Raw genomic sequence first — 20,543 nt, forward strand, 5'->3', positions numbered from 1 at the left:
TCGTCGGTGTGCCGGCCATCGCCATGGCCCTGTCCATGCTGCCGGACAAGGCCTGGGCGCCTGGCGGGTCAACGTACCAGGTGCAGGAACTGCATGTGCCGTTCGTACTGGTCGAGGATATCGTTGATGATCTGCTCCTTGCTGTAGCCCATCAGGTCATAGTCCTGGCTGCCCTCGCTCAGGTGCACCTCGGCGCGGTAGTAGCGGCGGTTGCGCAGGTCCCGCGAACCCAGGCCACCCAGGGCGAAGGAGGGCGTGAAGTAGCCGCGCATCTGCACCTGGTAGACGAACGGGTGCAGGTCGCCATGGCCGATCTCCAGGCTCACGCTGTCGTTGGCCGGGTCGGGCTGGGTGAGCACGTTCAGGCCCTTCTCGACGAACACCGCGGTGACCTCTTCGATCGCCGGCCGTGCGGTCTGATCGAGGAAACGGTACACCTCGTCCCGCGATGGGAAGTGCACCGCCTGGCTCAGGCGCTGGCGCCAGCCGCCCCGGCCGCGACGTGCCTGCGAGACCGGCGCCAGCGAGTGCAGTTGGGCGATGCGTTTCTGCGACTCCAGGTAGAACGCCTTGTGCAGCCCCCACATCATCGACAGCAGGATCAGCGAGAACGGCAGCGAGGTCAGCACCACCGCCGATTTCAGCGCATCGATGCTGCCGGAGAACAGCAGCGCGCTGGTGATCAGCGCGGTCATCGCGCCCCAGAACACCCGCAGCCATTTCGGTCCGTCCTCGTCGGCATGGCCGCCACGGGCGGACAGCGTCGACAGCACCACGGTGCCGGAGTCGGCCGAGGTGACGAAGAACACGAAGCTGATGAACACCGTGACCGCGATCACCGTGCGGCTCCACGGGTAGGTTTCCAGCAGCAGGTACAGGGTGCGCGACGGATCGTCGATGGCCGACTGGCCGAGGGCGCTCATGCCGTGGTTGAGCACTTGCTCGATGGCGCTGTTGCCGAAGATCGACATCCACGCCAGGGTGAAGCCCAGCGGGATCAGCAGCACGCCGAAGACGAATTCGCGGATGGTCCGGCCGCGGGAAATCCGCGCGATGAACAGGCCCACGAACGGCGCCCAGGCAATCCACCAGGCCCAGTAGAATACGGTCCAGCCGCCGAGCCAGTCGCTGGGCTTGTCGTAGGCGTAGAGGTCGAAGCTCTTGGTCGGCAGCGCCCCGAGGTAGTCGCCGAGGTTCTGGATCAGGGTGTTGAGCAGGTGCTGGGTGGGCCCGGCGAACAGCACGAACAGCAGCAGCGCACAGGCTAGCAGCATGTTGATGTCGGACATCACCCGCACACCCTTGTCGACGCCGGCCACCGCGACGGCGATGGCCGCGCCCATCATCAGCACGATCAGCCCGACCTGGATCCACTGGGTATGCGAGATGCCGAACAGGTAGTCCAGCCCCGAGTTGAGGTGCAGCACGCCGAAGCCCATGTCGGCGCCGAGGCCGAACACCGTGGCGATGATGCCGAAGCCGTCCACCGCGTAGCCGATGGGGCCGTTGATGCGCTTGCCGATCAGCGGGTACAGCGCCGACCGCAGTGCCAGCGGCAGGTTGTGCCGGTAGGCGAAGTAGGCCAGGGCCATGCCGACGAAGGCGAACACGCCCCAGCCGTGCAGGCCCCAGTGCAGGAACAGGATCTGCATCGCCTGGCGCGCGGCGGCCGGCGTGCCCGCTTCGCCCTGGGGCGGCTGGAGCATGTGGGTGAGCGGCTCGGAGACGCAGAAGAAGAACAGGGTGATGCTGATCCCGGCGGCGAACAGCATGCCGGCCCAGGACAGGTAGCTGAACTCGGGTTCGTCGTGGTCGGCACCGAGCTTGATCCGGCCGTAGCCGGACAAGGCGGTGACCACCACGAAGACCAGGTACAGGGTCATCGCCAGCAGGTAGTACCAGCCGACGGTGTTGGCCGCCCAGTTCTGCGCGGCCAACAGCCACTGGCCGGCGGCTTCGGGCTGGCTGATGACCAGCAGGCCGAACAGCAGGATGAAGGTCGCGGCGAAGTAGAAAACGGGCGGGTTCATGCGGATCAGGCCGCTGGTTGCGGTCGTGGAGGTACTCATGCGGCGGGTACCTCGAAGGGGTGGCACGTGGCTGGATATTTCGGACTCAGCAAAGGCAGGCCTCCTGTTGTGAGCGGGCAGCGAGCTGCCGGTTTAACTTGAACGAGCATTCAAGTTAAACATGAATCGGGTGTCTGGGACCAATCGCAGGGCTCGACGGTATTGTTCTGACAGTGCCTTTCAGCAAAGGTTGTAGGTAGTGATCGGTGGATTGAGCGGCTTCATTTGGTGGGGGCTGGAGTCTGATCGTTCCCACGGTCCCCGTGAGATGCCTCACAGCACGCTCGCGTCCGCCCTGGTGACGCAGAGCGTCACGGGCTGCATTCCCACGCTGAGCGTGGGAACGATCGGCGAGGGCGTGAGAATGATCTGATCGTTCCCACGGTCCCCGTGGGAATGCCTCACAGGACGCTCCGCGTCCGCTCTGGTGATGCAGAGCGTCACGGGCTGCATTCCCACGCCGAGCGTGGGAACGATCGGCGTGGGGCGTGAGAATGATTGGAAAGCAAAAGGCCCGCTCGGAGGCGGGCCTTGTGGTTCCGGGTGGATTAACGGGCCGTCAGCGCCGCGTAGCTGTTCATCAGGTTGCGGTAGTTGGGGATCCGCTGCGACAGCAGGTTGCCCAGGCCTTCGATGTCGTTGCGCCAGTCGCGGTGCAGCTCACAGGCCACCGAGAACCAGTTCATCATCTGTGCGCCAGCCTGGGTCATGCGGTTCCACGCGGCCTGCTGCACGGTGGTGTTGAAAGTGCCGGAAGCGTCGGTCACCACGAACACGTCGAAACCTTCAGCCAGTGCCGACAGCGTCGGGAACGCCACGCACACGTCGGTCACCACGCCAGCGATGACCAGCTGCTTGCGGCCGGTGGCCTTGATCGCCTTGACGAAATCCTCGTTGTCCCAGGCGTTGATCTGGCCGGGACGGGCGATGTACGGCGCATCCGGGAACATTTCCTTCAGCTCTGGAACCAGCGGGCCGTTCGGACCTTGCTCGAAGCTGGTGGTCAGCACGGTCGGCAGGTCGAAGAACTTGGCGAGGTCAGCCAACGCCAACACGTTGTTCTTGAACTCGTTCGGCGAGAAGTCCTGTACCAGGGAAATCAGGCCGGTCTGGTGGTCGACCAGCAGGACTACGGCGTCGTCTTTGTTCAGGCGGTTGTAGGTTGGCTTGCTCATGGGGGAATCCTTTTTCGTTTAAGTGGCTGGAAGCGGTGTCGTTCAACTTGTGACCAGATTAATGAGCCGCCGAAAAAGGAAAAAGCGGCTCAAATCGGTTTGACTGTCACCCTGGAATGGACAGTCCGATCAAGGAATTGGTAGGTGAATTAACTAATGGTTCAATGATGCTGCCGAGGACATCATCGCTGCTCTCGCGGCGGCTGTCTGAGAGGCCGTGTTCGATCTTCAGGAAAACGAAGGAAGCAGCCGCGAGACGCGTTTCCACCATGAGCTTCTGTGTATCTGGCGGTGGCTCTTCCATCGGCATCATGTGGCCATCACGTTGCCGCCTGTTCTTGCACGAGCCCGAAGCTCTGCTCAAGGCGAGAGATGAGTTCGGCGAGGCTGCCTCTCAGCCCAATATCTTTCAGATTCACCTCTTCCTTGGCCAGGCGCTCCAAAAACTCTTTCATGTCGGCCAGGATGATTTCGGTCAGCTCAATGGGCTCACCAGAGAGTAGGCCTGCCAATACCAAAACATCGTTACGATGCTTTCTGACGTTACGAGAGTCGATCTTTTCTCCCGTATCCTTGCGCTTTGACAGATCAAGCCAGGCCCGCGCCTTGAGTGGGATCAGCCGGTCAGCGCTGATATACGACAACTCATCATTCTGCTGGCGGCCATCCAACAAGAACTCGTAATAGGCATCGTCGAGCAAAATTGCGGACAAACTGGAGACTGACTCATCAGTTGGAATCGGTGTCAGCGTCGCGTTTTCCTCATGTTCGAGCCCCTCGGGAGTACGCGAGAATAACTCGATTTGTACCGGGTAAGACTCATCAGTCGGATGCTGGAAGCGGTAGAAGACTGGGCGCTCTCCACCCGCCTGCTTGATCTGGTACCCACCCGCCTTCACGAAGTCCCAGAAGCGGGCCACGAATGCGGTGTCCAAAGCCTCAATGATCAGAACAATATCGAGATCTTTTGTCGCTCTGAAATCGCGACCCGCATCATCCATTGTGAGAGCGGATGCGACGCCTCCAATCAGTACGTATTTGTCCTTGTACTCGCTGAAATGCTTACCGAACCGTTCTAGTCCTCTGACGATAGCCATGCAATCTGCTCCTTGAGTTCGTCCAGGGAGATCTGGATTCGTTCATCCGGGTTATCTTCCAGGCTCAGCAGCAAGGAAGCCTGGTCTGCAATGTTCTTATTCTTTGCCAAGCTGTTATAAGACCAGACTTCCACCCACGCAGACGTGTCATCGACTGAGTCGGTGATGCGCAAAGACCCATTCTCGATCAACTCCGCGAAGCATCGCCTGTTCATGCCGTATACTGGCTTAGTCGGCTCCGCCAACATCGTGTACTTCGCTAGGGCGGTTTCGCCCGCCAGGAACACACCTTCACCGAGTTGCAGCTTTGTATCAATTGCGACTTTTCGCCTGATAGGCGAGCTCATGTATCTCCGGGCGCGTCTGAATATCTCAAATGTGTTGCCATCAAAGGCATACAGGTTCTTGAAGCCTCTGGCTTTGACGACTTTCAACAGCTTTAGCGTCAGGAGCTGGTCTACCACCTTGGAAAGGGTTACACGGCTGTAGCGGAAGTCACCCATGATCGCATTGCTGGTGAAAAGCTGTTCACTGGACCACCCCTCGTACAAGCAGCCGAGCAGCATCGCTTGGGCTGCCGGCAGAAGCGCTTGAACCTCTTCTTCATCTCGACGCTGGCGCACCTTCTCTCGCAAGTCCATGGCCAGGGCCGGGATGAACATCTGATACCCAGGCTGGAGGAAATTGATTTGATGACTGATCAGGCTACGGCGCTCATGAGGTGTCAGTGACTTCGTGACGTAGACAATCACCTCATCCGTAGCTTTCCGCACTTGGGTGATGTGCTTTTGCAGCGCAACGGCACCTGGGTATTCGTCCGATACTGGTAACAGCAGAAGCGTAGAGATCCAGTCCTTACCCACGTCTATCTGCATTTGAACAGGCTTGTACAAATCCAAGATATGGAACGGAAGCTTAAGTCGCGCAGGCTTCAACTCGATCGGTAGCCCGAGTACCGACTCGACGTAGGCCTTTACATCATCCTTTAGGCTGGACATCTTTATCATCCTGTTAACCTTATTTTCAAACTGTAAATAAAGGTAGTTAACAAGTCAAAAAATAGATTTACAGATAGCGTTGTGCCGGTATCAAACAGGGTTCGCTTCACAGCGGCGATGGAGGCTGTTTCCCTGAAGTCAGCTACTCCGCTGGTCTGAAGGCGTACCAGCAGCGTCGGCTCAATGGTTTGGAGCATAGCGTCATCCGTACCAATCAGGACCTGACTCTGGTCGACCTTTAAACCAAGGCTCTGCGGCGGCTGAGCATCGAGGGTCAGCACTTGATAGTGTCCCGCCCTGAAAGGCGCTTGAAAGCAAAAGGCCCGCTCGAAGGCGGGCCTTGTGGTTCCGGGTGGATTAACGGGTCGTCAGCGCCGCGTAGCTGTTCATCAGGTTGCGATAGTTCGGGATCCGCTGCGACAGCAGGTTGCCCAGGCCTTCGATGTCGTTGCGCCAGTCGCGGTGCAGCTCACAGGCCAACGAGAACCAGTTCATCATCTGTGCGCCAGCCTGGGTCATGCGGTTCCACGCGGCCTGCTGCACGGTTTCGTTGAAAGTGCCGGAAGCGTCGGTCACCACGAACACGTCAAAACCTTCAGCCAGCGCCGACAGCGTCGGGAACGCCACGCAAACGTCGGTCACCACGCCAGCGATGATCAGCTGCTTGCGGCCGGTGGCCTTGATCGCCTTGACGAAATCCTCGTTGTCCCAGGCGTTGATCTGGCCGGGACGGGCGATGTACGGCGCGTCCGGGAACATTTCCTTCAGCTCTGGAACCAGCGGGCCGTTCGGACCCTGCTCGAAGCTGGTGGTCAGGATGGTCGGCAGCTCGAAGAACTTGGCCAGGTCAGCCAACGCCAACACGTTGTTCTTGAACTCGTTCGGCGAGAAGTCCTGCACCAGGGAAATCAGGCCGGTCTGGTGATCGACCAGCAGGACTACGGCGTCGTCTTTGTTCAGGCGGTTGTAGGTTGGCTTGCTCATGGGGGAATCCTTTTTCGTTTAAGTGGCTGGAAGCTGTGTCGTTCAACTTGTGACCAGATTAATGAGCCGCCGAAAAAGGAAAAAGCGGCTCAAATCGGTTTGACTGTCACTCAGGGATGGACAATTCAACACCGAACCTCGTGGGAGCGGGCTTGCCCGCGAAGCTTTGACGGCCTCAAGGACGCCTTCGCGGGCAAGCCCGCTCCCACAATGGTCTGTGTCAATCGCCCTCTCAGCGTTGGATTTCGCTCTCGTGCTGTTGCAGGTTCGCCTGGGTCAGGTTGCACCCGGCCGGCACGCTGCGGGTCAGCCAGACGTTGCCGCCGATGGTGGCGCCCTTGCCGATGGTGATGCGTCCCAGGATGGTCGCGCCGGCATAGATCACCACGTCGTCCTCGACGATCGGGTGCCGCGGATGACCCTTCTGCAACTGGCCGTCCTCGTCCGCCGGGAAGCGCTTGGCGCCCAGGGTCACCGCCTGGTAGATGCGCACCCGCTCGCCGATGATCGCCGTCTCGCCGATCACCACGCCGGTGCCGTGGTCGATGAAGAAGCTGGGGCCGATCTGTGCGCCCGGGTGGATGTCGATACCGGTGGCCGAGTGGGCGATCTCCGAACTGATCCGCGCCAGCAGCGGCAGGCCGGCACGGTACAGGTGGTGCGCCAGGCGGTGGTGGATCACCGCGAGAATCCCCGGATAGCACAGCAGCACTTCGTCGACGCTGCGCGCCGCCGGGTCGCCGTGGTAGGCCGCCAGGACATCGGTATCGAGCAGCCGGCGCAGTTGCGGCAGGGCCATGGCGAAGTCCTGGATCAGCCGCAGGGCCTTGGCCTGCACCTCGGCATCGTCCCGGCCGTCATGCCGGGCGGCGTAGCGCAGTTCCAGCCGGGCCTGGGCCAGCAGCGCATTGAGGGCGGCGTCCAGGGTGTGGCCGACGTAGAAGTCCTCGCTTTCCTCGCGCAGGTCCACCGGCCCCAGGCGCATCGGGAACAGTGCCCCGCACAGGGCCTCGAGAATCTCGGCCATGGCCTGGCGCGACGGCAGTTCGCGCCCGCCCTGTTCATCGCTGACCCGCCCGTTGCGGGTACGCCACTCATCCCTGGCGCTGCGCAACTGGCTGACGATGGTCTGTAGTTGCCAATGGCTGGAACGCTCGCTCACGATCAAATCTCCGACCTGGCGGCCGGACAATCGGGCCACCTGAATGGCTTTCACTTTACGGCACGGCCCTGAACGGTAATTAAGAACGAATAGTGCTTTGCTAAGAACGTTTTGAAATAAGGCGTTCACGGTTGCCTGGGGAAAAGTGCCTGCCTATAGTCGAAACATTTCCTACCGTCAGTTCGGACTCATGATCAAACAACAGCTCGCCCGCTTCGACCGCCTGCCGCTTCTCGAGCAGGCCACGCCCCTGGAAAAACTCGAACGTCTGTCGGCATGGGCAGGCCGCGATATCTACATCAAGCGCGACGACCTGACCCCGCTGGCACTGGGTGGCAACAAGCTGCGCAAACTCGAATACCTGGCCGCCGATGCACTGGCGGCGGGGGCCGACACGCTGATCACCGCCGGGGCGATCCAGTCCAACCACGTGCGCCAGACCGCCGCCCTGGCGGCTCGCCTGGGGCTGGGCTGCGTGGCCTTGCTGGAAAACCCGATCGGTACCGGGGATGGCAACTACCTCGACAACGGCAACCGCCTGCTGCTGGACCTGTTCGACGCGCGGGTCGAGTTGGTGGACAACCTGGACAACGCCGACGAGCAGTTGCAGGCCCTGGCCGAGCGCCTGCGCAGCAACGGCAAGAAGCCATACCTGGTGCCGATTGGCGGCTCCAACGCCCTGGGTGCGCTGGGCTACGTGCGTGCGGGCCTGGAGCTGGCGGCGCAGATCGAGGCCACGGGGCTGGAGTTCGCCGCGGTGGTGCTGGCTTCCGGCAGCGCCGGGACCCACAGTGGCCTGGCCCTGGGCCTGAGCGAGACCCTGCCGCAACTGCCGGTGATCGGCGTGACGGTCTCGCGCAGCGACGAGGCGCAGCGGCCGAAGGTGCAGGGGCTGGCCGAACGCACCGCCGAACTGCTGGAGGTGCCGTTGCCGGCCAGCTTCAAGGTGCAACTGTGGGACGAGTATTTCGCCCCGCGCTATGGCGAGCCGAATGCCGGGACCCTGGCGGCGGTGAGGCTGATGGCGAGCCAGGAAGGCATCCTGCTCGACCCGGTGTACACCGGCAAGGCGATGGCCGGGTTGCTCGATGGCATCGGTCTGCAGCGTTTCGACGAGGGGCCGATCATTTTCCTGCACACCGGCGGGGCGCCGGCGTTGTTTGCCTACGACGCGTCGTTTGCCTGACCTGTTCCGGACAGGGAGTCGGTGTTGCCTGGTTCGCGGATTCATCCGCGAACCAGGCACCGCAGCACGCCCTGCTTAACATTAAATCAGTTATAATTGGATTCTTTTATATTATTTAAAATTATAAAAGGAGCCGTTTATAGTTTCGCCTCAGGCGAATTTGCCACGAGACGCCAATACTGCTTTGAGGCAGGATGGCCGCTGGTAATAAAAGTGTCAGGTTTGCCTTCCTTTTCCCATAAAAAAACACACGGGGCTCTTCATGAATATTTCCGCGTTTCGCAAGCGTCTGCTGGTCGGCAGCCTGGGCTTGGTGCTGGGTGCAGGCCTGCTGGGCCAAGCCTTTGCCGGTGAGCAACTGGACAACATCAAGAAAGCCGGGGTGATCAAGGTCGGCCTGGAAGGCACCTACCCGCCTTTCAGCTTCCAGGACGAAAACGGCAAGTTGGCCGGTTTCGAGGTCGAGTTCTCCGAAGCCCTGGCGAAGAAGCTGGGCGTGAAGGTCGACCTGCAGCCGACCAAGTGGGACGGCATTCTCGCTGCCCTGGAGTCCAAGCGCCTGGACGCGGTGATCAACCAGGTGACCATCTCCGAGGAGCGCAAGAAGAAGTACGACTTCTCCGAGCCGTACACCGTCTCCGGGATCCAGGCCCTGGTGCAGAAGAAGGACGCCAGCAAGTTCAAGACCGCCGCCGATCTGGCTGACCACAAGGTCGGCGTCGGCCTGGGTACCAACTACGAGCAGTGGCTCAAGGACAACGTACCGAAGGCCATCATCAAGACCTACGACGACGATCCGACCAAGTACCAGGACCTGCGCATCGGCCGCATCGACGCGATCCTGGTGGACCGCCTGGCCGCCTTCGAGCTGATCAAGAAAACCAACGACACCCTGGCCGTTTCCGGCGAACCGTTCTCCCGCCAGGAAGCCGGCGTCGCGCTGCGCAAAGGTGAGCCCGAGCTGCTGGCCGCGGTGAACAAGGCGATCGACGAACTGCGCGCCGACGGTACCCTGAAGAAGCTGTCGCAGAAGTACTTCGATGCTGACGTGACCAAATGATCGGGCTGAACCCACAACTTGTCCTGGACTCGGCCCCTTACCTGCTCAAGGGGCTGTACTACACCGTTGTCCTGAGTGTCGGCGGCCTGTTCTTCGGGTTCCTGTTGGGGTTCGTGCTGGTCCTGATGCGCATGTCGCGCATCGGGGTGGTGAACTGGACGGCACGTATCTACGTGTCGTTCTTTCGCGGCACGCCCTTGCTGGTGCAGTTGTTCTGGATCTATTTCGGCATGCCGCAACTGGGGGTAGAACTGGACCCGATTCCGGCCGGCCTGCTGGGCCTGTCGCTTAACCTGGCGGCCTACACCTGCGAGATCCTGCGTTCGGCGATCGGCGCGATCGACCGTGGGCAATGGGAGGCGGCCGCCAGTATCGGCATGACCCGCGCCCAGACCCTGCGCCGGGCGATCCTGCCGCAGGCCGCGCGCACGGCCCTGCCGCCGCTGGGCAACAGCTTCATCTCGCTGGTCAAGGACACCTCGCTGGTGGCGACCATCCAGGTACCCGAGCTGTTCCGCCAGGCACAGCTGATCAGTGCCAGGACCTTCGAAATCTTCACCATGTATCTTGCCGCCGCCCTGATCTACTGGCTGCTTTCCAGCGTGCTCGCGCACCTGCAGGGCAAGCTGGAGGCACGGGTCAATCGGCATGACCAGGAGTCCTGACAGCATGATCGTGGTTGAAAAACTGACCAAGCAATTCAATGGCCAGAGCGTGCTCAAGGGCATCGACCTGACGGTCGAGGCCGGCGAGGTGGTGGCGATCATCGGCCCCAGCGGTTCCGGCAAGACCACCTTCCTGCGTTGCCTGAATTTCCTCGAGGAACCTTCCAGTGGCCGGATCCAGGTGGGCGAGATCGAGATCGACGGCAGCCGCCCGTTGAGCCAGCAGCAGAACCTGATCCGCAAGCTGCGCCAGCAGGTGGGTTTCGTGTTCCAGAACTTCAACCTGTTCCCCCATCGCACGGCGCTGGAGAACGTCATCGAAGGCCCGATCGTGGTCAAGAAGACCCCGCGCGACCAGGCCGTGGCCCTGGGCCGCAAGCTGCTGGCCAAGGTGGGCCTGGCGGGCAAGGAAGAGTCCTATCCACGGCGGCTGTCCGGCGGTCAGCAACAGCGCGTGGCGATTGCCCGGGCGCTGGCGATGGAACCCGAGGTGATCCTCTTCGACGAACCGACTTCGGCCCTCGACCCGGAACTGGTGGGTGAAGTGCTGGCGACCATTCGCGGGTTGGCGGAAGAAAAACGCACCATGGTCATCGTCACTCACGAGATGAGTTTCGCGCGCGACGTGGCCAACCGGGTGATCTTTTTCGACAAGGGCGTGATTGTCGAACAGGGTGAAGCCAAGGCGCTGTTTGCCAATCCGAAAGAAGAACGTACCCGGCAGTTCCTCAGTAAGTTTCTGGGTGATGCGTAGGACGGTTCTTTAGTTTAAATAACGTACTCAGGGAATGAGTACGCTATTCAATGAGTAACTCTCTCGATAGTTGCGGGTCATCTTCTTTTATTACCTGGCGACTGTTTCAAATGATCCCCCTTTCCTCCAAATAAAACTGCCGAGAGCCCCTGAATAGAGGCGCAAAGTAGGACTCGTCCGAATAACAGGGCGATCGGAATCATTGTCGATCAAGGTCTTGACACTTGCCCGGCAAAACTCTTAGCTGACTTCCTGCTGGTGTGGCGTTATCTGCATTGCCCGCCTGTTCGGGGGTGTCTGCGTGATGCCCGCGCCATAACATTTCGGCTGTAAGGATGCGGCGAAAGAAGCACTGGCCCGGCTTTGCGAACGGACCCGGCCGCTTCTTTAAAGTTGAACTTATCGACAACTTATAAAAAGGACGATTTCATGAACGATTCTCTCGAGCACTCCCGACTCGCGCTGCCCGTGGTGCCCCAGGCGCACCGGCGGGGCATCGGCCGCCTGGCCGCCGAGCAATTGTCGGTGTGCATCCCGGCCTATCCGGGCATGGACGAGGGCGACCTGCTCGAGCTGTTCTGGGACGGTTGTTATGTGACGTCCCGGCAGATCCAGGCGGGCGAGCAGGGCCAGCCGGTCAGCCTGCGGGTGCCGCAGAGTTTCGTCCTCGACGGTGTGGCGCGGATTCACTACCGGCTCATGCGCATTGGCCGTATGGCGCAGACTTCCCCGCCACTCAAGTTGCCGGTCAAGCTGAGTTGCCCCGGTGGCCTGCCGATCGGCGAGGAGAACCAGGGCCTGGCGCCGCCGATCATTCCTTCGCCGATCCGCCGCTACGGGGTCAACCCGAACCAGATGAAGCGCGGCGTGCCGCTGACCCTGGAGCCTTATCCGAACATGGCCGCCGAGGATGAAATCACCCTGCTCTGGGGCGATGTACGCTTCGACCTGCCCAAGCTGACACCCGCGGATATCGGCAAGCCGGTCACGGTGTTCGTGCCGGCCGCGGTGATCCTCGAAGCCGGCGAGGACCGCGGGCTGGACATCACCTACTGCGTGATCGACCGGGTCGGCAACAATTCCCGCTGGGCGCCGCCACGGCGCCTGCGCGTGGGTGCCGCGCGGCATTTCGTCCGGCCCGTTGCCCCCGGCTTTTCCCGCGCCGCCCAACGCCGCCGGGAGTGAGCGACGGACCTTCTATGCATATTCCTAAAGGTTAGTTCATTTAATTTTTATACGCGTTTAGGGTATATGAACCGGACCACCGGACCCGTTTGATTTCGTCGGTATCGCTTTCGCGATGCCTCTTGAGAGAGATGAGGTAGGTATGGTCAGGAACACAATCACCCTTGTGCGGATCGCCGGGGCATTGCGCACGCCACGGAGTGGCGCTGATGTCTAACTTGAACGACGCACAGGTCCACAGCGATCAGGACATCGCGCCGCTGCTGCTGCCGGCGCGGGTACTGCGCAACGACGCCGAAGCCCTGCAGGCCGCCCATGAGCTGGCCGAGGTCGCCCGGCTGCACGCCGCCCGGCGCGACCAGCAGCGCAAGCTGCCCTGGGCCGAAATCGAGCAGTTCACCCGCAGCGGCCTGGGCAGTATCACCATCCCCCGCGAATACGGTGGCCCGCAGGTGTCCTTCGTCACCGTGGCCGAGGTGTTCGCGATCATTTCCGCCGCCGATCCGGCCCTGGGACAGATCCCGCAGAACCAGTTCGGCATTCTCCAGGCGCTGCTCGGCACGGCCACCGAGCGGCAGAAGAAGCAACTGTTCCAGAGCGTGCTCGACGGCTGGCGGATCGGTAATGCCGGCCCCGAGCGCGGCACCCGCAACACCCTGGAGATCAGGACCCGCATCAGTGCCGACGGTGACGGCTTCGTCATCAGCGGGCAGAAGTTCTATTCCACCGGTGCCCTGTTCGCCCACTGGGTGGCGGTCAAGGCCCTCGACGATGAAGGCCGCCAGGTCATGGCCTTCGTCCGCCGTGGCACCCCGGGCCTGCGGGTGGTCGATGACTGGTCCGGGTTCGGCCAGCGCACCACCGCCAGCGGCACCGTGTTGCTGAACAACGTGCGGGTCGAAGCGCAGAACGTCGTCGAGAACTGGCGCCAGGGCGCCACCCCCAACATCCAGGGCGCCGTCTCGCAACTGATCCAGGCGGCCATCGACGCCGGGATCGCCCGCGCGGCCATCGACGACAGCATCGCCTTCGTCCGCGAGCGGTCGCGGCCGTGGGTCGATGCCAAGGTCGAGCGGGCCAGCGACGACCTGTATGTCATTGCCGATATCGGCAGGCTGAAAATCGAATTGCATGCCGCCGAGGCGCTGTTGCGCAAGGCCGGGCAGGTGCTGGACCGGATCAGTGCCGGGCCGGTGGACGCCGACGCCGCGGCGCGGGCCTCGATTGCCGTGGCCGAGGCCAAGGTGCTGACCACCGAGATCTCCCTGCTGGCCAGCGAAAAGCTGTTCGAACTGGCCGGCAGCCGCGCCACCCTGGCCGAGTTCAACCTCGACCGGCACTGGCGCAACGCCCGGGTGCACACCCTGCACGACCCGGTGCGCTGGAAGTATCACGCGGTCGGTGCCTACCGCCTCAACGGCACCTTGCCGGCCCGCCATTCCTGGATCTGACCAGACCTCTGGAGACACCCATGTCACAGTTTTCCCCACGCGTCGCGGTCATTTCCAGCGACGAGCAAGCTTTGATCGTCGCCAGCGACCTGGCCGAGGATTTCAAGCGCGACAGCCAACTGCGCGACCGTGAACGGCGCCTGCCGCTGCCCGAGCTGGAGGTGTTTTCCCGCTCCGGCCTGTGGGGCATCAGTGTGCCTAAGGAATACGGGGGCGCCGGGGTATCGAACGTCACCCTGGCCAAGGTCACGCAACTGATCGCCGAGGCCGACGCCTCCCTCGGGCAGATTCCGCAGAACCATTTCTATGCCCTGGAAGTGCTTCGGGTGAACGGCAGCGAGGCGCAGAAGCGTCGGCTGTACGCCGAAGTCCTGGCCGGTCGCCGCTTCGGCAATGCGCTGGCCGAGCTGGGGACCAAGACCGCCCACGACCGGGTGACCCACCTGCGCCGCGAGGGCGAGGGTTATCGCATCAACGGCCGCAAGTTCTATTCCACCGGTTCGCTCTATGCCCAGCGCATTCCCACCTCGGTGGTCGACGAGCAGGGCGTACAGCAATTGGCCTTCGTCCCGCGGGACAGCGCCGGGCTGACGGTGATCGACGACTGGACCGGTTTCGGCCAGCGCACCACCGGCAGCGGCTCGGTGGTGTTCGAGGACGTGTTCGTCGCCGCCGAGGACGTGATCCCGTTCCAGAGCGCGTTCGAGCGGCCGACGCCGGTCGGGCCGCTGGCGCAGATCCTCCATGCGGCCATCGACACCGGGATTGCCCGGGCGGCCTACGAGGACACCCTGCATTTCGTCCGTACCCGCACCCGGCCCTGGATCGATTCGGGTATCGAAAAAGCTGTCGACGACCCGCTGACCCTCAAGAGCATCGGCCACCTGAGCATCCGCCTGAGTGCCACCGAAGCCTTGCTGGAGCGTGCCGGCGAATGGCTCGACCGTGCCCAGGCCGAACCGAATGCCGACAGCGTGGCGGCGGCCTCGATCGCCGTTGCCGAGGTCCGGGCGATCAGTACCGAAATCTCCCTGGCCGCCGGCAGCACCCTGTTCGAACTGGCGGGCAGCCAGGCGACCCTGGCCGAGCACGGCCTCGACCGCCACTGGCGCAATGCCCGGGTGCACACCCTGCACGACCCGGTGCGCTGGAAGTACCACGCGGTGGGCAACTACTACCTCAACGAGGAAAACCCGCCGCTGCGGGGGACCATCTGATGAGTCGGCCTTTGGAAACGAAAAAGAAGATCCTGCTCAATGCCTTCAACATGAACTGCATCGGGCATATCAACCACGGCCTGTGGACGCATCCACGGGACCAGTCGACCCGCTACAAGACGCTCGAATACTGGACCGAGCTGGCGCAGTTGCTCGAGCGCGGGCTGTTCGACGGACTGTTCATCGCCGATATCGTCGGGGTCTACGACGTCTACCAGCAGTCGGTGGACGTGCCGCTGCGCGAGTCGATCCAACTGCCGGTCAACGACCCGCTGCTGCTGGTATCGGCCATGGCCGCAGTGACGAAAAACCTCGGCTTCGGCCTGACCGCCAACCTGACCTACGAGGCGCCGTACCTGTTCGCCCGCCGACTGTCGACCCTCGACCACCTGAGCCGCGGCCGGGTCGGCTGGAACATCGTCACCGGCTACCTCGACAGCGCCGCCAAGGCCATGGGCCTGGATGCCCAGGCCGAGCACGACCGTCGCTACGACCAGGCCGACGAATACCTGGAGGTGCTCTACAAGCTGCTCGAAGGCAGTTGGGAGAACGACGCGGTGATCAACGACCCGGTGCGGCGGGTGTATGCCGAGCCGGACAAGGTCCACAAGGTACGGCACAAGGGCGAGTTCTACCAGGTCGAGGGCTATCACCTCTGCGAGCCGTCGCCGCAGCGCACGCCGGTGCTGTTCCAGGCCGGCAGCTCCGAGCGCGGCCTGCTGTTCGCCGGGCGACATGCCGAATGCGTGTTCATCAGCGGGCAGAACAAGGCCGCGACCAGGGCCCAGGTGGACAAGGTCCGTGCCAGTGCCGAAGCGGCGGGGCGTGACGGGCAGGCGATCAAGGTGTTCATGGGGATCAATGTGATCGTCGCTGAAACCGAGGAGGCGGCCTGGGCCAAGCATGCCGAGTACCTTGGCTACGCCAGTGCGGAAGCCGGAGTGGCGCATTTCTCGGCGTCCACCGGCATCGACTTTGCCGAGTACGAACTGGACGAGCCGATCCGCTATGTGAAGAGCAACGCGATCCAGTCGGCGACCCGCAACCTGCAGAACAACGACTGGACCCGGCGCAAGTTGCTGGCACAGCACGCCCTGGGCGGGCGCTACGTGACGGTGGTCGGTTCGCCGACCCAGGTGGCCGACGAACTGGAATCGTGGATTGCCGAGACCGGCCTGGACGGTTTCAACCTGACCCGCATCGTCACCCCGGAAAGCTACGAGGACTTCATCGACCTGGTGATTCCCGAGTTGCAGCGACGCGGCTCGTACAAGACCGCGTATGAGCAGGGGACCTTGCGCGAGAAACTGTTCGGGGAGGAGGCGCATCTGCCGCCGGCGCATGCCGGATCAGCTTATCGCCGGGCCTCGCTATCGCCTGGCGCCATCGAAAAAACACCGCAGGCCCCGCTGTCGACTGGCGCCATCGAAAAACAAACGCTGGCCCTGTAGGAGCCGGGCTTGCCCGCGAAGGCGTCCTCAAGGGCGCTAAAAGCTTCGCGGGCAAGCCACGCTCCTACAAGGTTGGTGCGAATCCTACAGACGATTATCGACTGGAAACCGATCATGAAAACCCTACGCTTCGTTCAGCCAGTCAAGGCACTGGCCCTCGCCCTTGGCCTGTTCAGCGCCGCTGTCCACGCCGCCGACGCCCCACTCAAGGTTGGCACCACCGCCGCCTTCGCCATCCCGCTGGAGGCCGCCGTGGAAGAGGCCGGCAAGCAGGGCCTGAAAGTCGAACTGGTGGAGTTCACCGACTGGATCGCGCCCAACGTCAGCCTGGCCGCCGGCGATATCGACGTGAACTACTTCCAGCACATCCCGTTCCTGGAAAACGCCAAGGCCGCCGCCGGTTTCGACCTGGTGCCCTTCGCTCCGGGGATCATCAACAACGTCGGCCTCTACTCGAAGCAGTACAAGCGCTTCGACGAACTGCCCGAAGGCGCAACCGTGGCCATCGCCAACGACCCGATCAACAGCGGTCGCGGCCTGCAACTGCTGGCCAAGGCCGGGCTGATCACCCTCAAGCCCGGCGTCGGCTACAAGGCCACCGAGGACGACATCGTCAGCAACCCGAAAAAGCTCAAGATCCTTCAGGTCGAGGCCGTGCAACTGGTGCGCGCCTACGATGACGCTGACCTGGTGCAGGGCTACCCGGCCTACATCCGTCTGGCGAAAAGCTTCGATGCCGGCTCCGCGTTGCTGTTCGACGGCCTCGACCACAAGGAGTACGTGATCCAGTTCGTCATCCAGCCGAAGGAAAAGAACGACCCGCGGCTGATCAAGTTCGTCGATATCTACCAGCATTCGCCGGCCGTACGCGCTGCCCTGGACAAGGCCCACGGCAAGCTGTACCAGGCCGGCTGGGAAGGCTGACATGAGTGTCGCCAGCCTCCAGCGCCCGCTGGCCGAAGCGCCACGCGAAGCCGAACAGACCGAATTGCATCCCGAACTCAACCGGGCCCATGTGCGCTTCATCGGCGTGGGCAAGACCTACGACGGCCATCAGGGCCCGGTGCACGCCCTGCAGGGCATCGACCTGGCGATCCAGCGCGGCGAGGTGTTCGGCATCATCGGCCGCAGTGGCGCCGGCAAGTCGTCGCTGATCCGCACCATCAACCGCCTGGAGCAACCCACGGCGGGGCGGGTGCTGATCGACCAGGTGGACATCGGCGGGTTCGACGAAGACCGCCTGGTGGAACTGCGGCGGCGGGTCGGCATGATCTTCCAGCACTTCAACCTGATGTCGGCCAAGACCGTCTGGCAGAACGTCGAGCTGCCGCTGAAGGTGGCCGGGGTACCCCGGCTGGCGCGGGAGCGGAAGGTGCGCGAGCTGCTGGAACTGGTGGGCCTGCGGGACAAGCACAAGGCCTATCCGGCGCAGCTGTCCGGCGGGCAGAAACAGCGGGTGGGCATTGCCCGGGCGCTGGTGCATGACCCGGCGATTCTGTTGTGTGATGAAGCGACCTCGGCGCTCGACCCGGAGACCACCCAGTCGATCCTCGGCCTGCTGCGCGAGATCAACCGGCGCCTGGGCCTGACCGTGGTGCTGATCACCCACGAGATGGCGGTGATTCGTGAGATCTGCGATCGCGTGGTGGTCCTGGAGCGCGGGCGGGTGGTCGAGCAGGGGGCGGTGTGGCAAGTGTTCGGCGACCCGCAGCATGAGGTCAGCCGGACCTTGCTGGCGCCCTTGCAGCACGCGTTGCCGGAGGAACTGCAGGGCCGCCTGCGGGCGCAGCCGGAGTCGGCCGGGGCGGCCGTGGTGCTGCGCCTGCAGTTCACCGGCAGTGCCAGCGACGAACCGGACCTGGCCGCGCTGTTCAGCGCTCTCGGCGGGCGGGTGCGGCTGTTGCAGGGCGGTGTCGAACGGATCCAGGGGCATGCCCTGGGGCAGTTGCTGCTGTCGGTGAGTGGCTCGTCGCTGGACGCCGAGGCGTTGCGCCAGCGCGCGGCCCGTTGGGCGCAACAGGTGGAGGTGCTGGGTTATGTGGCTTGATCGGTTGTGGCAGGGGGTGATCGACACCTTCCTGATGGTCGGCGTGTCGTCGCTGATCGCGCTGTTGCTGGGCATTCCGCTGGCGGTGATCCTGGTCACCAGCCACAAGGGCGGGATCTACGAGGCGCCCACGGTGAACCGGGTGCTGGGGGCGTTCGTCAACCTGTTCCGCTCGATTCCGTTCCTGATCCTGATGGTGGCGCTGATCCCGTTCACCCGGCTGGTCGTGGGGACCACCTATGGGGTGTGGGCGGCCGTGGTGCCGCTGACCATCGCCGCCACGCCGTTCTTTGCGCGGATCGCCGAGGTCAGCCTGCGCGAGGTCGACCATGGCCTGATCGAGGCGGCCCAGGCCATGGGCTGCCGGCGCTGGCATATCGTCTGGCACGTGCTGCTGCCCGAGGCGTTGCCGGGGATCGTCGGCGGTTTCACCATCACCCTGGTGACCATGATCAACTCCTCGGCGATGGCCGGGGCCATTGGTGCCGGAGGCCTGGGGGACATCGCCTATCGCTATGGCTACCAGCGCTTCGACAGCCAGGTGATGCTGACGGTGATCGTGTTGCTGGTGATCCTGGTGGCGGCGATCCAGTTCGGTGGTGACCGATTGGCGCGGGTGCTCAACAAGCGCTGAGATATCTGGCGTCTGGAGCATCGCTTTCGCGGGCAAGTCGGATCGCCGCCCGCGGAAGGGCCCTCCCGGGCGCAGCAGCAATCTGCAGGGTGATATATTCAGCTCATCCACCCCAAAGCGCAGATCCCCGATGAAAACCCTCGGCCCCGACGACCTCCACCAGATCGCTTCCACCACCCTCGGCCACTACAACCGCACCGCCGAGGGCTTCCGCGAAGGCACCCGCGACCACGATGTCAGCCAGAACATCGACGCCCTGCTGCGGCACATCCAGGGCACGGCGCCGTTCACCCTCCTGGACTTCGGCTGCGGCCCCGGCCGCGACCTCAAGGCCTTCACCCGCCTGGGCCACGTCGCCGTCGGCCTCGACGGCTCCGAGCGCTTCGCGCAAATGGCCCGCGAGGACAGCGGCTGCGAGGTGCTGCAGCAGAACTTCCTCGATCTGGACCTGCCGGCCCAACGTTTCGACGGGATATTTGCCAATGCCGTGCTGTTCCATGTTCCGCTGCAGGAGCTGCCGCGCGTCCTGGAGCAACTGCACGCCACGCTCAAGCCGGGCGGGGTACTGTTCAGTTCCAACCCGCGGGGGGAAAACCAGGAGGGCTGGAATGGCGAGCGTTATGGCTCTTACCACGACCTGGAGGCCTGGCGGGCGTTGCTCACGGCGGCGGGCTTCATCGAACTGGAGCACTACTACCGTCCCGCCGGACTGCCCCGCGAGCAGCAGCCGTGGTTGGCGAGTGTCTGGCGCAAGCGTTAGCGGTGCGATGAGGCAGGGCGCTGGATTGTCCATCCTGAGAGGACAGTCAAACCGATTTGAGCCGCTTTTTCCTTTTTCGGCGGCTCATTAATCTGGTCACACATTGAACGACACAGCTTCCCACCACTTAAACGAAAAAGGATCCCCCCATGAGCAAGCCAACCTACAACCGCCTGAACAAAGACGACGCCGTAGTCCTGCTGGTCGACCACCAGACCGGTCTGATTTCCCTGGTGCAGGACTTCTCGCCGAACGAGTTCAAGAACAACGTGTTGGCGTTGGCCGACCTCGCCAAGTTCTTCAACCTGCCCACGATCCTGACCACCAGCTTCGAGCAGGGCCCCAACGGCCCGCTGGTTCCAGAGCTGAAAGAGATGTTCCCGGACGCGCCGTACATCGCCCGCCCCGGCCAGATCAACGCCTGGGACAACGAGGACTTCGTCAAGGCGATCAAGGCCACCGGCCGCAAGCAACTGATCATCGCCGGGGTGGTGACCGACGTTTGCGTGGCGTTCCCGACGCTGTCGGCGCTGGCTGAAGGTTTCGATGTGTTCGTGGTGACCGATGCTTCCGGTACCTTCAACGAAACGGTGCAGCAGGCCGCGTGGAACCGCATGACCCAGGCCGGCGCACAGATGATGAACTGGT

The 20,543-nt window shown here is 62.9% G+C and carries 21 protein-coding genes; 13 read left to right on the forward strand and 8 right to left on the reverse strand.

The genetic code is table 11. The annotated features are described in order from the left end of the window. Positions 1-68: 68 nt before the first annotated feature. The 8 genes from betT to epsC all read right to left on the reverse strand — a co-directional run bounded on the left by betT (position 69) and on the right by epsC (position 7,485). Positions 69-2,030: a choline transporter BetT gene (betT, locus tag PF66_RS04455; protein ID WP_193394191.1), complete on the reverse strand. Its 1,962-nt coding sequence runs from the start codon at positions 2,028-2,030 to the stop codon at positions 69-71. A gap of 587 nt (positions 2,031-2,617) precedes the next feature. Next, a complete protein-coding gene (gene ycaC, locus PF66_RS04460) occupies positions 2,618-3,244 on the reverse strand; it encodes an isochorismate family cysteine hydrolase YcaC (protein ID WP_054061994.1) in 627 nt (208 codons plus the stop codon). A 106-nt stretch (positions 3,245-3,350) separates the two neighbouring features. Then, complete coding sequence (locus PF66_RS04465; RefSeq protein ID WP_054061995.1) at positions 3,351-3,557, reverse strand: hypothetical protein; 207 nt, start codon at positions 3,555-3,557, stop codon at positions 3,351-3,353. 7 nt (positions 3,558-3,564) lie between these two features. Next, positions 3,565-4,341: a hypothetical protein gene (locus tag PF66_RS04470; RefSeq protein WP_054060574.1), complete on the reverse strand. Its 777-nt coding sequence runs from the start codon at positions 4,339-4,341 to the stop codon at positions 3,565-3,567. Beyond that, positions 4,320-5,339: a hypothetical protein gene (locus tag PF66_RS04475; RefSeq protein WP_054060587.1), complete on the reverse strand. Its 1,020-nt coding sequence runs from the start codon at positions 5,337-5,339 to the stop codon at positions 4,320-4,322. The genes PF66_RS04470 and PF66_RS04475 overlap by 22 nt, the downstream gene beginning before the upstream one ends. Positions 5,340-5,344: 5 nt before the next feature. Next, a complete protein-coding gene (locus PF66_RS32995; protein WP_054061996.1) occupies positions 5,345-5,620 on the reverse strand; it encodes a hypothetical protein in 276 nt (91 codons plus the stop codon). Positions 5,621-5,696: 76 nt separating this feature from the next. After that, positions 5,697-6,323 carry an isochorismate family cysteine hydrolase YcaC gene (gene ycaC / locus PF66_RS04485; RefSeq protein WP_054061997.1) on the reverse strand — a complete coding sequence of 209 codons (627 nt, stop codon included), beginning with the start codon at positions 6,321-6,323 and terminating at the stop codon, positions 5,697-5,699. 232 nt (positions 6,324-6,555) lie between these two features. Next, positions 6,556-7,485: a serine O-acetyltransferase EpsC gene (gene epsC, locus PF66_RS04490; RefSeq protein WP_054062201.1), complete on the reverse strand. Its 930-nt coding sequence runs from the start codon at positions 7,483-7,485 to the stop codon at positions 6,556-6,558. A gap of 190 nt (positions 7,486-7,675) precedes the next feature. On the opposite strand from epsC, the gene PF66_RS04495 reads away from it, so the two are divergent. From PF66_RS04495 to ycaC (PF66_RS04555), 13 genes are all read left to right on the forward strand, one after another. Then, positions 7,676-8,671 carry a D-cysteine desulfhydrase gene (locus PF66_RS04495; RefSeq protein ID WP_054061998.1) on the forward strand — a complete coding sequence of 332 codons (996 nt, stop codon included), beginning with the start codon at positions 7,676-7,678 and terminating at the stop codon, positions 8,669-8,671. 262 nt (positions 8,672-8,933) lie between these two features. Continuing rightward, a complete protein-coding gene (gene tcyJ, locus PF66_RS04500) occupies positions 8,934-9,731 on the forward strand; it encodes a cystine ABC transporter substrate-binding protein (RefSeq protein WP_054061999.1) in 798 nt (265 codons plus the stop codon). After that, positions 9,728-10,396: a cystine ABC transporter permease gene (gene tcyL, locus PF66_RS04505; RefSeq protein ID WP_054061468.1), complete on the forward strand. Its 669-nt coding sequence runs from the start codon at positions 9,728-9,730 to the stop codon at positions 10,394-10,396. The genes tcyJ and tcyL overlap by 4 nt, the downstream gene beginning before the upstream one ends. 4 nt (positions 10,397-10,400) lie before the next feature. Further along, on the forward strand, positions 10,401-11,150 hold the full coding sequence (gene tcyN / locus PF66_RS04510; RefSeq protein WP_054061469.1) for an L-cystine ABC transporter ATP-binding protein TcyN: 750 nt from the start codon (positions 10,401-10,403) through the stop codon (positions 11,148-11,150). A gap of 429 nt (positions 11,151-11,579) precedes the next feature. After that, positions 11,580-12,335, forward strand: coding sequence for a hypothetical protein (locus tag PF66_RS04515; RefSeq protein ID WP_054062000.1), 756 nt, complete (start codon positions 11,580-11,582; stop codon positions 12,333-12,335). 209 nt (positions 12,336-12,544) lie between these two features. Further along, the gene (locus PF66_RS04520; protein ID WP_054062001.1) at positions 12,545-13,786 is read left to right on the forward strand and encodes an SfnB family sulfur acquisition oxidoreductase; all 1,242 of its coding nucleotides are present in this window, start codon (positions 12,545-12,547) and stop codon (positions 13,784-13,786) included. Between the two features lie 20 nt (positions 13,787-13,806). Beyond that, positions 13,807-15,003, forward strand: coding sequence for an SfnB family sulfur acquisition oxidoreductase (locus PF66_RS04525; protein ID WP_054060195.1), 1,197 nt, complete (start codon positions 13,807-13,809; stop codon positions 15,001-15,003). After that, on the forward strand, positions 15,003-16,454 hold the full coding sequence (locus PF66_RS04530) for an LLM class flavin-dependent oxidoreductase (protein WP_054062002.1): 1,452 nt from the start codon (positions 15,003-15,005) through the stop codon (positions 16,452-16,454). Before PF66_RS04525 ends, PF66_RS04530 begins: the two co-directional genes overlap by 1 nt. 114 nt (positions 16,455-16,568) lie before the next feature. Beyond that, positions 16,569-17,378 (forward strand): MetQ/NlpA family ABC transporter substrate-binding protein, encoded by an 810-nt coding sequence (locus tag PF66_RS04535; RefSeq protein WP_054060193.1) that lies wholly within the window; start codon positions 16,569-16,571, stop codon positions 17,376-17,378. Position 17,379: 1 nt separating this feature from the next. Further along, the gene (locus PF66_RS04540) at positions 17,380-18,501 is read left to right on the forward strand and encodes a methionine ABC transporter ATP-binding protein (RefSeq protein ID WP_054062003.1); all 1,122 of its coding nucleotides are present in this window, start codon (positions 17,380-17,382) and stop codon (positions 18,499-18,501) included. Beyond that, positions 18,491-19,135: a methionine ABC transporter permease gene (locus PF66_RS04545; RefSeq protein WP_054060956.1), complete on the forward strand. Its 645-nt coding sequence runs from the start codon at positions 18,491-18,493 to the stop codon at positions 19,133-19,135. The genes PF66_RS04540 and PF66_RS04545 overlap by 11 nt, the downstream gene beginning before the upstream one ends. Positions 19,136-19,265: 130 nt before the next feature. Continuing rightward, a complete protein-coding gene (locus tag PF66_RS04550) occupies positions 19,266-19,895 on the forward strand; it encodes a class I SAM-dependent methyltransferase (RefSeq protein WP_054062004.1) in 630 nt (209 codons plus the stop codon). A 149-nt stretch (positions 19,896-20,044) separates the two neighbouring features. Next, positions 20,045-20,543, forward strand: a 499-nt coding sequence (ycaC, locus tag PF66_RS04555; protein ID WP_054062005.1) for an isochorismate family cysteine hydrolase YcaC, incomplete at its 3' end; no start/stop codon positions are given.

Origin of the sequence: Pseudomonas asplenii (assembly GCF_001293465.1) — a bacterium.
GTDB lineage: Bacteria > Pseudomonadota > Gammaproteobacteria > Pseudomonadales > Pseudomonadaceae > Aquipseudomonas > Aquipseudomonas fuscovaginae_B.